This is a genomic window from Nostoc sp. 'Peltigera membranacea cyanobiont' 210A, assembly GCF_002246015.1.
GTDB lineage: Bacteria > Cyanobacteriota > Cyanobacteriia > Cyanobacteriales > Nostocaceae > Nostoc.
Genome location: NZ_NOLJ01000001.1, coordinates 716,033 through 730,435, shown reverse-complemented (window position 1 = coordinate 730,435; position 14,403 = coordinate 716,033). Strand labels below are relative to the sequence as shown.

Sequence of the window (14,403 nt, the reverse complement as noted above, 5' to 3'; positions counted from 1 at the left end):
CTTGTAATGCTCTTATGGGAGGCTCTGCCTCCCGTCAAACAAGTAGGCTCTGCCTACTTGATCGCATTCCCAGGCACAGCCTGGGAACGAGGCAGGGTAAGACTTTTAGTTTAACAAGCTGACTTTTCACATAATGGTCAATGTGTAAAGTACGTAAGTCCTATAATTTTTAACTTGGCTGATGAATTCCGACTATTTAATTTTTACGTTTTAGGCTTGATCTTTATCCAACTTTTATATAAAGTGGTTTTTCTTTGTGTTTCGCTAACAAATTGGGAATGCTACTATTTGTAGTTTTTAAATAAAGTTTGATAATTTTTGATTAATCTGAGCTTAATTTTTACTTAACCATTAATCAGAGATACTAATAAAGTAAAAAACTGACAATATTCTTCAATCAATACTGTCTTTTAGCAATAGAACTGATATGCTCAATAAAAGTCTTATTTTGTCCTTGTTGATGTTATTTGCAATGGCTCCTGCCGCCAATGCAGAGGTTAAATTGATTGCAATTGGGAGCCTAGATGGTAAGATAGGCGATCGCTCCACCGAAACATCTGCTCCCCTAGAAAACGGCGTTGCAGGAAATCTCTTGGGTGGTCTAGGGTCGGGACTAGCCTACGCTGGCAATAATACCTTTATCGCTATCCCAGACAGAGGCCCAAATGCGGTATCATACAACAGCGCTGTGAGTGATACCGCATCCTATATCAACCGCTTGCAAACTATCAAACTGAAACTTGTACCAAGCGAACTTGGTTCAGCGTTGCCTTTCACCCTTACCCCTTCTTTAATTGACACAACTCTGCTGTTCAGCAAAGACCCTCTTTACTACGGAAATGGTGCGGGACTGGGTGTACCTAGCGGTGTCCCAGCCTTGAATACCAAGAATAAAAACTATTTCACTGGACGTTCAGACAACTTCGACCCCACCCAAATCTCAACATATCCCAACAATGCGCGTTTCGATCCTGAAGGGGTGCGTGTATCCAATAGTGGAGAGCAGATATTTATCTCGGATGAATATGGCCCATATATATATGAATTTAACCGCAATACAGGTAAGCGGATGAGGGTCTTTAACCTACCTAACAAGTTTGCAATCAGCAACTTGAGTCCCGTTAGTGATACAGAAATCAATGGCAACACCTCCGGTCGGGTTGCGAACAAGGGTATGGAAGGACTTGCAATTACTCCTAACGGTAAAACCCTAGTTGGCATTTTGCAGAGTCCGCTGCTTCAGGACGGTGGTACTAATGGGGCTTATACCAGAATCGTCAAGATTGACATCGCCACAGGTGCTACCCAGGAATACGCCTATCAGCTAGATAATATTGGTACGGCGGCTAAACCAAAATATCCCACAGTTAGCGAGATTTTGGCCATTAGCGATCGCGAATTCTTAGTAGATGAACGCGATGGCAAGGGTTTGGGCGACGGCTCCAAGGCTGCCTTTAAGAAGATTTACCATATCGATCTGACAAATGCTCAAGAAGTAAGCAATATAACCGGGGAAAGCAACCTTGTTGGCAAGGCAGTTAGTAAAACCCTGTTTCTCGACGTGGTGCTTGCACTAACTCAAAACGGCATCAAAGTAGAGGATATTCCTGCCAAGCTTGAAGGTTTAGCCTTTGGAGAAGATGTGACGATCAACGGAATCGAAAAGCATACATTATTCATCGCCAATGACAACGATTTTCTTGGTACTTTAGCGCCGGATAGCAACCATTCGACAAGTGTTGACAACCCAAACAAGTTTTTCGCTTTTGCGGTTGACAGTACTGACTTGCCGAGTTTCGTACCGCAGAAGATCAAAGGAAAAGATTGATATTGAGTTCGGTTGAATACTCATCTTTATGAGTTGCTAGAGTAGGGAAAACACCTACTCTACAAACTTTTGAACCGGAATAATTTAAATCCTAGTTTTTTCTAAGTCCCTTCCATTGGGGTTAAAGGTTGTGCTTGCAGCATCAGCATTATTATCTGTACGCAAACCAGCCGCTAGGGAGTGTTAATTAATAAAATATTGCTTTCTTAAAATGTTTGATTGTTTACTCAAAATAACATTTGAATTACTCATTTTGGTATTTTTCGCAAGCAATTGACTGAGAGCTTTCTCAAGGCTAAAGGGTATTATCCCTAGAACATTAAAACCTTCCCGTTCGTCCTGTCAGACTGGCAATCACCGTCGCTAACTCGGCTGCTTCTACGGGTTTGGGAAGATGCATCTGAAAGCCTGCTAATAGAGCCTGTTTGCGATCGTCGCTTCTTGCATACGCCGTTAGTGCAACGGCTGGCATCCGACCACCACGCTGTGCTTCAAGTTGCCGTAGTTTCCGAATTAGTGAGTAGCCATCCTCATTCGGCATCCCAATATCGCTCACTAAAACATCTAAGCTCTGACTTGTGGCGTTTTCGATGATTTCCAATGCTTCACTGACAGAGGTAACGGAAATGACTTGGGCGCCATACTCTTGCAAAATTGTACTTAGCAATTCTAGCGAATCTGCCTCGTCCTCCACAACCAATATCTGTAAGCCTGACAACGTAAGCGGAGCATCAATCGTCCCATCAGCTTGAGTAATCAAGTCTAATGCCTCTGGCTCACTCGATGATTTGTAGATGATCGCAACGGGCAGCTTGACAATAAAGGTTGTCCCCTGTCCGATTCCTGGACTTGCTACGGTTATTGTCCCGCCATGTAATTCAATTAGCTGACGAGCTATTGCTAACCCTAAACCTAGTCCACCATAACTTCGGGTGGTGGTACTATCGTGTTGGCGGAAGCGATCGAAGACATAGGGGAGAAAATCCGGGCTGATGCCAACTCCTGTATCGCTAACGGTAATTTCAACATGGGAATTGATTCGTTCCAAGCGGATCTGTAATTTCCCTCCTTTGGGTGTGAATTTGATGGCGTTTGAAAGCAGGTTCCAAACGACTTGCTGTAAACGGTCGGCATCACCCGATATGGGATTTTTTGAACCATCCAAGACGCTTTGAATGCGAATTGACTTTGCCTCAGCCGCCAGCCGCACAGACTCGATGGCTGCCTCAATTACTTGAACTAGGTTGACTGGACGGACTTGCAGACGTAGTTTGCCTGTGATCATGCCAGAGATATCAAGGATATCTTCAACGATCTTTGTTTGAGACCTGGCGTTCCGCTCGATTGTCTCCAAGGCACGCATGATTCTATCCTGACTCAGATGTTGTTTGCGTAACATCTGCGACCACCCCAAAATGGCATTGAGCGGTGTTCTCAATTCATGAGAGAGAACAGAGAGAAACTCGTCTTTAGCGCGATTAGCTGCCTCAGCCTCAGCTCGGATGACTTGTTCGCGGATTAACAATTCATCTTTGGCGCGATTGGACGCTTCCAGTTCTGCTGTGCGTTCCTGCACCCGTTGCTCTAGCTCCACATTGATCGATTGGATGCGGCTTCGGCTATCTAACAGTTCCTGGTTCGTGATGGCTAGCTGGGCTGGACTTGGTGCATCTAGAGCAATTGGAATTAACGGAATCAATAAAAAGGTGAACGCATAGGATGACCATATAGCATTAAAGGCTTTCAGCAGCCCTGTAAACCAATAAATGGGATACCAGAGCGTAACTACTCCCATTAGATGGGTAGTGCCACACAGGGCAAAGACAAAAAAGTACCCAGTAAGAAGCGTTACAGTGTTGGCTGGCAAATCTTTGCGCTGATTTGTAAAGTAAACAATTGCTATGGCGACTGAGTAATAAGCGATCGCAGTCAATGCATCTGAAGTTAAATGTAGCCAGACTAAACCCGGCTTCCAGAGGTAACAATGCCCGTGGGGAATGAAGGAAGTTGAAAGGAAGTTGCTGAGGAAGTCAGGCATATTGGTTCTTATTTTCGGCTCTTGGGTGTTGCTTGCACTTCTGTTCTAACTGTTAGAGCTGCATCAATTCTTATTGTGCCGCTTCAACGAACAATGATGCGCCATAGCCATTGAGAACAATTCGGGAGCAAGCATACAATTGTATCTAAGTCTCTGAACAAAAATACGCTAAGATACTTACCCTGAAAAAATATCACCCCGAAGACCCAAATCCAAGACACATAAAGAATAATTTTAAAACACGGTTGATATGTTTTTTTGCAGTCTCCCCTAACAGGTTTGCTAGCCAGAGCATTGAATTTGGGTTTGAATCGGGTGAGATAATCCACTTTGACTGATGTCTAACCATTTCTCTACGCAAAAAAACAAGGCAATAATAGATTTGATTGGTTTTCAACTAAATTAAGCAGTATGGCTGGTAAAAAACATAAGCGCCAAACTCTGAGTTCCCTAATCTGTGAAACCATACGTGAGGAATGGGGTATTTGGTTAGTAATAGCCATTCTTTTATTAGTCACGTTTATGTTTTCTGATCAACTTGCTGCTTGCCTTGAAAAATCAGCATTTATCAAAGTTCTTGATTCTCTTAGTAAACTTGGTTTACTGCTTGCTGCTATTGCCTTCCTGAGGGAAATTCCCAAATGGGAACAGAGAGCAGAAGAAGAGGCAAGAAGAAGACAGCTTGAGTATTGGAGATCAATTGATGCAGCGAGAACCACGCAAAGAGTAAAGAGCGGTATGCTATACAGCACTTCGTTGAAGATTGCTTTAGAGGGTTTAGCAGCAGAAAAGGATACTGATGGAAAACCAATTAAGCTCACCAATATTGCGGCTGACGGGGCACAGCTTGAGAAGCTTAATTTAGAAGACTCTTACCTCTATGTTTGCGGTTTTCAGAAGGCTGATTTAAGTGAAGCTAACTTCTGTAACGCCACATTCAATGTTGTTTATTTTACTAGGGCACGGCTCTTTGGTGCTGATTTTAGTAATGCTGTGTTCATAGACGTTGGGTTCACACACGCTTTGTACGATCAAGAAACTAAATTTCCAGATGGCTTTGATCCTCAAAAAGCAGAAGTTTACCTGATAGCTCCAGGTGTTGATCTTAAAGACGCAAAACTGGCAAATGCCTTGTTATGGAATGCAAATCTTGAAGGAGCTAATCTCCAAGGTGCAGATCTACGAGGTGCAATTATGGGTGGATTGAAAAATAATTGGCAGGGTACAAACCTTCAGAATGCGAATCTTGAGGGAGCTAGCGCAGCACGTGTTGATCTGCGGTTCGCTGATCTGAGAAACGCTAATCTACAAAGTGCTAATCTTGATAATGCAAACCTTGATGGTACTAACCTTAAGGACGCTGACTTACGTGGAGCAAGATTCATTACTGTAGATCAGATCAGAACTGCTACATTTTGGCATGAAGGAATATACGACGATGATTTTCGCAAGGAGCTAGGGTTACTTCCATGAAATTAGATCGCATCACCCGTAATCCCAATAGCATGAATGGACAGGTAGCTCATTCCCATTGCTGGAGTTCCTCTTCTGGCAGTGGTTCAAAGAAAGCATCGCCGAGTTTTCCTTTCAATAAACCAAGGGTGCGGGGTTGTGTACGTTCTTGACTTAAACCTAGCCGAAAGTAGTGAATTAGGTCATAAAGTTCTGCTAGTTTGTCTTCAGGGATGTCTTGCAATTCTTGGACAATCTTCTGGATCAGCATAAGTCAAACTCTTCGGTGGTTGTTAATCAATAACTTAGGAATATGCGACTACTTTGTTGCTCAATTGAGGAATAAAATATTTTTTCTCGCTTTGCGCCTTGGCGCGAAACTTTTATACCGTTAATCAGCAACACTGGATTTTTACTATTCCTGTAAAACGGTTTTTGATGCAATTCTAGTCTTCTTCAAGTCTGCTTCGGAAAGTTCTTCCCCAGCTTGCAGGCGAGTGGCGGAAGTTTGCAAGACTGTCGCCGCCCCTTTATCTCCGATTTGTAAAGCAGTTTTAGCAGCTGTTTGCAGCATCGTGGCTGCACCAGTGCGATCGCCTTGTTGCAATTTCGCCTCGGCTAACTGGGTTTGGCGATACTTCGCTAATGCTAAAATAGACTGTTGTACCTGGGGATTGGAATCTGGCTGATACGCCCGCACCACATCTGCATACACTGGCACGAGGGGCGAAAGTAAACCTTCTTCGTTAACTAACGGATCATCATAACGGATTTGCAGATGAGCGATCGCTTGTTTCCCTTCTGGCAATTGTCCCAGATAAATGTTCGCCAAAACTACCCGTTCTACATCCTGCATCAAATCTCCCAAACGCACAGCAAAGCTACCATCAGCTTCGGGTTCCAATGGTAACTCGATTGTATCTGGGGCAACTTGGGCAATGGGTTTTAATTCTGCTAGTCGGACATTGGGCACTAAAGATAACAGCAAGTAGGCATTAGTTAGCCCAATCGATTGAATCCGTCCAAACAGTCGGCTAAATTGCTCCACAGCTTGTTCAGGGCGTTCAATATGGGCTAAAGTCCCACCACCGACATCGGCAATTTTTTCTAGTAAATCTTGATTCCAGCTATTGCCAAATCCAAAAGTGTTGATCGTTAGGTTCAGCTTGGCAGCCTTTTGTGCCAGTTTCAGACAGCGCTTATTGTCATCTCGCCCGATATCCCATTTCCAAATCCGCAAACCGGTTTCACCATGCCCATCCGTCAGCAGAAACGCCTGGGAAACAGCGCCTCTTGTACCCTTCATCAATTCTGTAATTCCCAGTTCCAAACCATCAGCGATCGCAGTGCCGCCGCTAGCAGTCAGTTTGCTTTTAATTTGAGATTTGATGCTTTCGGGGTCTTTGATCGCTTGGTTAGGGATAATGACTTCCGCAGAACCGGAAAAAGCCACAACTGAGATGCGATCGCCAACTTTCAACCGATCGATTAATCCTTCTACCGCCTGGATCACCGTTTTAATTGGTTGTCCATGCATGGAACCACTTTTATCCAAAATCAAGCAGAGATTAAGGGGGAGATTTTGATCGGACTCACCAGCGATCGCAAAAATCGTCATTGCTAGTTGACGTTGGCTACTTGTTTGAGCCACATCAACATTATTGTCATTTAACGCCGAGAGCAATTTAACTTTCATTGAGGAGGGGTATCTTGCAAAACTGTTTTGGAGACAATTCTGGTTTTCTTGCGATCGCTTTCAGATAAATCTCCACCAGATTGTAGCTGGGTGGCAGAAGTTTGCAACACCGTCGCCGCCCCAGTATCTCCCATTTGCAGTGCAGTTTTAGCAGCCGTTTGTAACATTGTCGCCGCACCAGAGCGATCGCCCTGTTGCAATTTCGTTTCCGCTAGCTGGGTTTGGCGATACTTAGCTAATGCTAAAATAGAATGCTGTACCTGGGGATTCGGGTCTGCTTGGTAATTTTTCACTACATGGGCATAAACTGGGATATTTGGTGTAACTAAACCTACTTTATTGGCGGCTGGGTCATCGTAGCGGACTTGCACATTAGCGATCGCTTGTTCACCTGTTGGCAATTGTCCCAAATAAATATTAGCTAAGATTACCCGTTCTGCATCTTTCATTAAATCTCCCAGCCGCACAGCGAAACGTCCATCAGCTTCTTGTTGCAGTGGTAACTCGATTGTGTCTGGGGAAACTTGGGCGATAGGTTTGAGTTCTGCTAGCCGGACATAGGGCATCAGGGAGAATAACAGATAAGCATTAGTCAATCCCACAGTTTGAATACGGCTGAACAGGCGATTAAACTCTTCCTCTGCCTGTTCGGGTTTTTGAATATAAGATAAAGTACCTAAGCCAGCATCGGCGATTTTTTCTAAAACATCTTGGTTCCAGTTGTCACCAAATCCCAAAGTATTCAAAGTCAAATTATAGCTAGCAGCCAATTGGGCGAATTTCAAACAGCGATTGTTATCACCGTGTTCATTTTCCCCGTCGGTTAACAAAAAGGCTTGGGAAACAGTATCTTTTTTGCCCTTCGCCAACTCTTCAATCCCCAAGCGCAGTCCTTCATCAATCGCAGTTCCCCCATCGGCGGCTAGGCGATTAATTTGCTGCTTGATTTTCTCTGGATTTTCGACACTTTGACTAGGTACTAAGACTTTGGCACGGTGATCGAAAACTACCACACTGAGGCGATCGCCGGGATTAAGTCTATCTACTAGACGATTCGCTGCTTTTTTCACCGTTTCTAGTGATCGCCCGTTCATTGAACCACTATGATCGAGAATTAAGCATAAATTCAGGGGTACATGGCGGTCTTGAGTCTCTGCGATCGCTGAAATCGAAATTCCCAACTGACGTTGACTGTTCAGTTGATTTGCGTCCAAATTACCATCATTCAAGGCAGGCTGCAAATTAACCTTCATAACTCAGAGTCCCTATTCAGGATATACATATTAAAAAATAACTTCAAAGCACTACTTTAGCTCTACGGAAAACCTATCCAACACAAATACACTAATATAATCAGAATATCTTAGAAGCCAAGCATTGGCAGATGCGAAGCCACCTTCAGCATTAGGGAGAAATCCGCACCTTGAGGAAGACTGGCATCGCGCTAGGATGTATTACAGTTAACGGCATAGTTTCAGGCGATCAGTTGCTATGGACATTTCCCCAATTAAGGCTGTTCAAGCCCCATATTACGGCGATAACTTTTACCGGACACCACCGCCAGATTTACCTTCCCTTTTATTGAAGGAGCGAATCGTCTATATTGGGATGCCACTGGTGCCTGCTGTTACGGAATTAATCGTAGCCGAATTGCTGTTTTTGCAATCCGACGACCCCGACAAACCGATTAAAATCTATATCAACTCCACCGGCACTTCCGGTTACAGTGGCGAACCCATTGGCTTTGAAACCGAAGCCTTCGCTATCTTTGACACCATGAAATATATCAAACCTCCTATCCACACCATCTGCGTCGGTTCCGCGATGGGAATGGCGGCGATGCTTCTCAGTGCTGGTACAAAAGGTTGCCGCGCTAGTTTGCCTCACTCCTCGATTATCCTGCATCAGCCCAAGAGCTACGCCCAAGGTCAAGCAACGGATATTCAAATTCGCGCCAGGGAAGTTTTGGTAAATAAAGGGGCGTTAGTTGATATCTTACATCGCACCACTGGACAGGCCCCAGAAAAAATTACTAAAGACATGGATAGGTTGTTGTATCTGACACCTTATGAAGCGAAGGAATATGGACTGATTGACCGAGTTTTTGAGAAAGAAGAACTCGCAAATCCCCCACTCCCTGCCAGTGTCCTTTAGTGAGTGCTGAGTGCTGAGTAGAGACGCGATTAATCGCGTTTGTGCAGGAGTTATGAGTTATTCCTAACTCTCCCACCGCCCCCAAATTATTAAAAACGGAGTAAATTATGCCTATAGGCGTTCCTAAAGTTCCTTACCGGATGCCCGGTGGACAATATACAGATTGGATTAGCATCTACGATCGCCTTTACCGGGAAAGGATTATATTCTTGGGGCGAGATATTGATGATGAAATTGCCAATCAAATTATTGCTGTAATGCTGTATCTGGATTCAGATGATCCAGGTAAAGATATTTATTTATACATCAATTCCCCCGGCGGAATGGTTACATCTGGCATGGCGATTTTTGACACCATGCAACATATCAAATCAGATGTAGTGACTATTTGCGTGGGATTAGCTGCTTCAATGGGGTCTTTCCTGCTAGCAGCTGGCACCAAAGGCAAACGGTTAGCATTGCCTCACTCACGGATTATGATTCACCAGCCTTCAGGTGGCACCCGTGGACAAGCAACCGATATCGAAATTGAAGCTAGAGAGATTCTGCGAATTCGTCACCAACTTAATGGTATTTATGCCGATAAAACCGGTCAGACGATACAAAAGATCGAAAAAGATATGGATCGTGACTTTTTCATGTCTGCCGAAGAAGCCAAAGAATACGGTTTAATTGACCGTGTGATTGAAGAACGAACCTCGGTAATAACAGGGGAGTAGGAAGGCAGGGGGGCAGGGGGGCAGAGGGACAGGGGAAGAATTCTAACTTCTAACTTCTAACTCCTAGCTCGCTAATCCCCACTCCCCACTCCCCTTCTTTAAACAAACTGTCAACATTGAACTTTAAAATAGAAAATTAGCCCTTATTATTAATAGTCCGGGCTTGAAGCTGAAACTGACAGATAATAGCCGATAGCTAAATATTCGATAGCTGATAGCTCAAGATGGATCTTGGAGATTGCTACCGTTTGCTAGGTTTAAGATCGGGAGCTTCTTTTGCTGACATCAAAGCGTCTTACCGACGACTGGCGCAGCAATATCATCCCGATATCAACCCAGATGACAACAAAGCCAAAGATAAGTTTATTGCCTTGACAGAGGCTTACAAACTCCTGCTGACGGTAGTACTACCAGAGGAAATTGGCGTACATTCAAGTCAGGTGTCAACGTCTGGAGGTGACGACGCCAAGGCAACGCAGCGGCAGAAAACACCAGTAACGACGGTGACAAGCCAACAATCAGGGAAACCAAAGCCGCCGAATCTGTTGGAAATAGAAGAACGGCTGAAGTGGAAGACTTATGAGCAATTGCAGCGATTTTTGCAAGAAAGACGATTTCCGCAAGCGATCGCCCTGGCGGAAGCTTTAGCAGATCGGTTGTCAACAGATGCAGAAGTTCGCCAATGGCTAGCGATCGCTTATCAAATTTGGGGACGCGCGCTAATTTCGGAAAAACAACTACTCAAAGCCAGAATTTATCTCAAAAAAGCTTTGAAAACAGATCCTCATAATAAAAGTCTCTGGTATGAAGTCCAGCGCGATTTCCAGCGCTTGGAGCAAATTTTTTAAAGATTCAAAATTAGCCCTTTCAAGACTGATAAAATTTTTGGACAAGAATTATTCTTATTTTTGTGTTATCTGCGACTAATGCAGTTAAATAAATTCCCCAAAAAATGCTGATTCAACTTGAAAGGGCTGGTTCTGAGTATAAAACTTTTACCAAAAATCTTGATTTTAGGATTCTGTTAGAAAATAAACGCTTCAATTATCGCTTTATTTACAGTTGAAAAATAAGCTCTTATTTTTCTTTTTTCAGAGTGATTAACGAGGGTTAATTACTTTAGATTTTTGTTACATACTTAGAAATTTTTGGTTCTTCAGTACATAGTATGCTTAACTAATAGTTAAAATGCCAATTCAATAAGCATCTAACTCGGAAATTGTCAAAGTTTCTAAATCCATAACCGGAACGTTTAATCAACTTGATCTTGTTATTAATACCTTCCACAGCACCACTACTTGTCCCATTATCAAAGTAAGCAATTATCTCATCAAACCAACGGATAATAGTATTGTTACTCTTGGGAAAATATTTTTTAGCTTTCGATAACCACATACCGAGTTTAAAAACTCCCGGATACCAATTATCTGTCTTATTAAAAATCTTTCTAAATTTTTCTTTTAATTCATGCATTTCTTTTAAGACAGGAGATACATTCTTGACTTCAGAAAGTTTATTTATTTGCTCTTCATTTAAGTCTGACTCATTTTTAAGTAAAACGTACTTACTATTTTTTAATCCCGATAAAAGTTTTTCATATTCAGCTTTTTGTGCTGATAATTGCGCTTTTTTAATTAATTCTTCTAGACTCCGTTTCTCTCGTTTTCTCTGTGTATCTAATTCTTTATTAATCTGTGTCATTACATGAAATCTATCTGCTACTACTTGAGCATTGGGCATTAATTCTGTGACAACGTTTTTATAACCAACCCACAAATCTATACTCACTTCCTCAATTTGTTCTAAGACCTCATATCCCCATTCTAAAAGGGTTTCCTTCACTACTTCTTGCGTGCGCCCATTTAAAATAGTTACTAGCTTAGATGTATCTAAATCTATTAGTACGGCGCAGTAATTACCCTTGCCCTTAACCAGAGCTATCTCATCGATTCCAAGTCTTTTTATCAGAGAAGGTTTGTCATCAGATAATTCAAGCGAAGCGTCTTTTAACATTCTTTCTATTTCTTCTGTTGTCACTATCCCTTGATCAGCTACACTGTGGATATCGTTTTCTACTACCTCTTGTATTATCTTGTGTGCCAGCCGTTTTGTATAAGTTCTTTTCTGGCTCACGAAATCTAAATTCTCACTAAAGGGTTTTTTACATTCTTCGCATTTGAATTGTCTTCTATTTATTTCTAAAAATACTGGTTTCTCACCGAAAGGTAAATCTTTAACAATGTATCGATGATTTTGATGTAATCTATGGCTTTTTGTACCACAGCGAGGACAAGTACTGTATGATTTTATTGATTCTATTTGTAAAATCATTCCTATCCCGACATGAAGGCGATGTGATATAACTTTCACATCTTTTAAATCTAGAAGCTCTGTTAGTATTTTAATATTTTGTTTCCTGTTCATAACTGTAAATAGACAAAAAATACTTTTCTAGTACTTACAGTTAATAATGAATCTGCGTCCTAAGTCAATTATGTCAAAAGTTTTACTAAATATTTTATGCAATTCTTTATACTTTTTAACCTTCGCAGCTAATAATTTAGCATAGTAAGTACTGAAGAACCAAATTTTTTTGCCTACTTACTATAAATAGTTAATCTAGTAAATAAATATAAAATTGAATTTGGAAACCACTTATGGGGATCAGAACAATCACCAGGGTTTTCGGCCTATTTATCTCCGCGTCGCTGACGTTTGCAACCACCGCTCAGGCTGCGCCGTTCAACAGTCCGGGCTATCCAAACTACCCTTATGAAGGTCGCTACCCGGAGTCCACACCCTGCCGTTACAGCCTCCAACAGAGTAAGAAGGCAACCTGGGCTGGAAGCAACATAACCCTGAAGTACTTCTACAGCGGCCAATGCGGTTCATTTGCGCGAATCGAGAACGCGCCGCCTTACTGCAAGGTCTACCTCGATCGCACCCGGAGCAGTAACCCCAACCCCAGCCGCTGGGATTATGTTGGCGAGACCGTCGATCCGGGCATTAATTTTGCCTACACGAAGGTGGGCAATAACCTCAGTGGTCGCCTCTCCCGCGCGGCGCTAGTCTGCGGCACCGGAACCGTCGTAACCCGCACTAACTGGTACTAAGCGTGACTTTTTGCGGGATGTGGAAAAGGAAGAGCGGTTCGCTAATTGCTACGGCTCGTAAGTTGGAAAGTCTGACCAGAGATTTCCTTAGATCGGACTTTCCACTAAATCGAGAATTGGTACGATCATCGCTGCCATCCCCTCAGCACTGCTCCCAAGGTAGCGATTCCCTCGACAATCTTTTTAGTTGTTTGAAAGCTAAAAGCTAACCTAATGGCATCATCTCCCTGTCCATTGGCGTAGCAGCGAGTTCCTGGCAGAAAGCTGATGCCGTGTTCACTAGCAGCAGTTAGGAGTGCTTCGGCGCTGATGTCTGGCGGCAATTTACACCACACAAAAAAGCCACCACCTGGTCGCAAAGCAACTACATCACTGGGAAACTCTTGAGCGATCGCTTCTAACAACAAATTACACTTATGCTTATAGCAGGCGATTAGCTCCTGAATGTGATAATCTAGTTTGCCTGTAGCACAGTAGCGACCAACCACATGGCTGACAAACGGCCCCACAGGCCCTTCACTTTTGAACATTGCCAACCGCTCAATAATTGCTGGATCGCCACAAGCCCAGCCTAATCGGATACCAGGCGCAATGATTTTCGAGAAGGTATTCACGTATAACACCCACCCCTCCTTGTCAAGGCTTGCCAAGGATGGCACAACTTCACCTTGGAAGCGCAAATCGCTGTAGGCATCGTCTTCTACCACCAACACGCCATACTCAGCCGCTAACGCTACTAGTTTTTGGCGGCGAGATAATGACATAGTAGTGCCTGTGGGATTATGAAAAGTAGGGATAGTGTAAATAAACCTGGGTCGAATCCCCCGTTTTTTCAAGTCGCTTAAAGTTTCTTCTAACGCATCTACATCCATTCCCATCTCATCAACAGGAATAGTAATCAGGCGTGCGCCAGCCTGGACAAATCTACTAACTACTCCCAAGAAGGTTGGCCCTTCCACAATTACTACATCACCAGGTTCGAGAAATACATCTGGCAGCAAGCCCAAAATCTGACCGGAACCGTAGCCAATAATCACGCGATCGCGATCGGCGGGTATTCCTTGAGCTTGCAAGCGGAGAATAATTTGTTCATAAAGTTGGGCTGAAGGTGGCCCGTAATTGAGAGCGATCGGAGCTTCTTCTGCCAGTACAGCAGCACTTGCAGCAGACAAGTCAGCATGGGGAAAGAGAATTGGGTCAGCAAGACCATAGGCAAAGCTGACGGTGATGATTTTGGTTAACTCAGTGCCGTAAGTTGGGGGTGTCAGATTTCTAGCTCGTTCGGCAAACAAATCAGTAATTTGGTAAGCAGAAGTGGTAGGAGCCATAAGTAATCCAAAATTGGGAGTCAGAATATAGAACGCACACAAAGGCAATTGGCGAAAACTTATACATATGTATTC

The 14,403-nt window shown here is 43.3% G+C and carries 12 protein-coding genes; 6 read left to right on the top strand and 6 right to left on the bottom strand.

Features of this window, described 5'->3' with window-relative positions; translation table 11 throughout:
• Nucleotides 1-502 precede the first annotated feature (502 nt).
• Nucleotides 503-1,828 (top strand): esterase-like activity of phytase family protein, encoded by a 1,326-nt coding sequence (locus CDG76_RS03105; protein ID WP_223265110.1) that lies wholly within the window; start codon nucleotides 503-505, stop codon nucleotides 1,826-1,828.
• A gap of 319 nt (nucleotides 1,829-2,147) precedes the next feature.
• Here CDG76_RS03105 and CDG76_RS03100 read toward each other — a convergent pair whose 3' ends face one another.
• Complete coding sequence (locus CDG76_RS03100) at nucleotides 2,148-3,866, bottom strand: hybrid sensor histidine kinase/response regulator (protein ID WP_094347592.1); 1,719 nt, start codon at nucleotides 3,864-3,866, stop codon at nucleotides 2,148-2,150.
• 411 nt (nucleotides 3,867-4,277) lie between these two features.
• Here CDG76_RS03100 and CDG76_RS03095 point away from each other — a divergent pair, with 411 nt between their 5' ends.
• Entirely contained in the window at nucleotides 4,278-5,339 is a 1,062-nt protein-coding gene (locus CDG76_RS03095) for a pentapeptide repeat-containing protein (protein ID WP_094347591.1), read from the top strand.
• A gap of 49 nt (nucleotides 5,340-5,388) precedes the next feature.
• On the opposite strand, the gene CDG76_RS03090 is transcribed toward CDG76_RS03095, so the two are convergent.
• The 3 genes from CDG76_RS03090 to CDG76_RS03080 form a co-directional block, all read right to left on the bottom strand.
• Nucleotides 5,389-5,589: a hypothetical protein gene (locus CDG76_RS03090; RefSeq protein WP_094347590.1), complete on the bottom strand. Its 201-nt coding sequence runs from the start codon at nucleotides 5,587-5,589 to the stop codon at nucleotides 5,389-5,391.
• Nucleotides 5,590-5,733: 144 nt separating this feature from the next.
• Nucleotides 5,734-7,014 (bottom strand): vWA domain-containing protein, encoded by a 1,281-nt coding sequence (locus CDG76_RS03085; protein ID WP_094347589.1) that lies wholly within the window; start codon nucleotides 7,012-7,014, stop codon nucleotides 5,734-5,736.
• Nucleotides 7,011-8,267: a vWA domain-containing protein gene (locus CDG76_RS03080; RefSeq protein WP_094347588.1), complete on the bottom strand. Its 1,257-nt coding sequence runs from the start codon at nucleotides 8,265-8,267 to the stop codon at nucleotides 7,011-7,013. The genes CDG76_RS03085 and CDG76_RS03080 overlap by 4 nt, the downstream gene beginning before the upstream one ends.
• A 238-nt stretch (nucleotides 8,268-8,505) precedes the next feature.
• Between CDG76_RS03080 and CDG76_RS03075 the strand changes: the two genes are divergently transcribed.
• The 3 genes from CDG76_RS03075 to CDG76_RS03065 all read left to right on the top strand — a co-directional run bounded on the left by CDG76_RS03075 (nucleotide 8,506) and on the right by CDG76_RS03065 (nucleotide 10,735).
• On the top strand, nucleotides 8,506-9,168 hold the full coding sequence (locus CDG76_RS03075) for an ATP-dependent Clp protease proteolytic subunit (protein WP_094347587.1): 663 nt from the start codon (nucleotides 8,506-8,508) through the stop codon (nucleotides 9,166-9,168).
• Nucleotides 9,169-9,275: 107 nt separating this feature from the next.
• On the top strand, nucleotides 9,276-9,887 hold the full coding sequence (locus tag CDG76_RS03070) for an ATP-dependent Clp protease proteolytic subunit (protein WP_094347586.1): 612 nt from the start codon (nucleotides 9,276-9,278) through the stop codon (nucleotides 9,885-9,887).
• Nucleotides 9,888-10,111: 224 nt separating this feature from the next.
• Nucleotides 10,112-10,735 (top strand): J domain-containing protein, encoded by a 624-nt coding sequence (locus CDG76_RS03065; protein ID WP_094347585.1) that lies wholly within the window; start codon nucleotides 10,112-10,114, stop codon nucleotides 10,733-10,735.
• A 328-nt stretch (nucleotides 10,736-11,063) separates the two neighbouring features.
• Here CDG76_RS03065 and CDG76_RS03060 read toward each other — a convergent pair whose 3' ends face one another.
• Complete coding sequence (locus CDG76_RS03060; RefSeq protein WP_442946355.1) at nucleotides 11,064-12,311, bottom strand: ISL3 family transposase; 1,248 nt, start codon at nucleotides 12,309-12,311, stop codon at nucleotides 11,064-11,066.
• Nucleotides 12,312-12,544: 233 nt separating this feature from the next.
• Between CDG76_RS03060 and CDG76_RS35770 the strand changes: the two genes are divergently transcribed.
• Complete coding sequence (locus CDG76_RS35770; RefSeq protein ID WP_143854012.1) at nucleotides 12,545-13,000, top strand: hypothetical protein; 456 nt, start codon at nucleotides 12,545-12,547, stop codon at nucleotides 12,998-13,000.
• A gap of 125 nt (nucleotides 13,001-13,125) precedes the next feature.
• Here CDG76_RS35770 and CDG76_RS03055 read toward each other — a convergent pair whose 3' ends face one another.
• On the bottom strand, nucleotides 13,126-14,328 hold the full coding sequence (locus CDG76_RS03055) for an aminotransferase-like domain-containing protein (RefSeq protein ID WP_094347584.1): 1,203 nt from the start codon (nucleotides 14,326-14,328) through the stop codon (nucleotides 13,126-13,128).
• Between the last annotated feature and the right edge of the window lie 75 nt (nucleotides 14,329-14,403).

Bases quoted from the DNA above. Each gene is read 5' to 3' on its own strand.
- CDG76_RS03075 (WP_094347587.1), top strand. From the start codon at position 8,506: ATGGACATTTCCCCAATTAAGGCTGTTCAAGCCCCATATTACGGCGAT.
- CDG76_RS03090 (WP_094347590.1), bottom strand. From the start codon at position 5,589: ATGCTGATCCAGAAGATTGTCCAAGAATTGCAAGACATCCCTGAAGAC.
- CDG76_RS03055 (WP_094347584.1), bottom strand. From the start codon at position 14,328: ATGGCTCCTACCACTTCTGCTTACCAAATTACTGATTTGTTTGCCGAA.
- CDG76_RS03085 (WP_094347589.1), bottom strand. From the start codon at position 7,014: ATGAAAGTTAAATTGCTCTCGGCGTTAAATGACAATAATGTTGATGTG.
- CDG76_RS03065 (WP_094347585.1), top strand. From the start codon at position 10,112: ATGGATCTTGGAGATTGCTACCGTTTGCTAGGTTTAAGATCGGGAGCT.
- CDG76_RS03060 (WP_442946355.1), bottom strand. From the start codon at position 12,311: ATGAACAGGAAACAAAATATTAAAATACTAACAGAGCTTCTAGATTTA.
- CDG76_RS03095 (WP_094347591.1), top strand. From the start codon at position 4,278: ATGGCTGGTAAAAAACATAAGCGCCAAACTCTGAGTTCCCTAATCTGT.
- CDG76_RS03070 (WP_094347586.1), top strand. From the start codon at position 9,276: ATGCCTATAGGCGTTCCTAAAGTTCCTTACCGGATGCCCGGTGGACAA.
- CDG76_RS03080 (WP_094347588.1), bottom strand. From the start codon at position 8,267: ATGAAGGTTAATTTGCAGCCTGCCTTGAATGATGGTAATTTGGACGCA.
- CDG76_RS35770 (WP_143854012.1), top strand. From the start codon at position 12,545: ATGGGGATCAGAACAATCACCAGGGTTTTCGGCCTATTTATCTCCGCG.
- CDG76_RS03100 (WP_094347592.1), bottom strand. From the start codon at position 3,866: ATGCCTGACTTCCTCAGCAACTTCCTTTCAACTTCCTTCATTCCCCAC.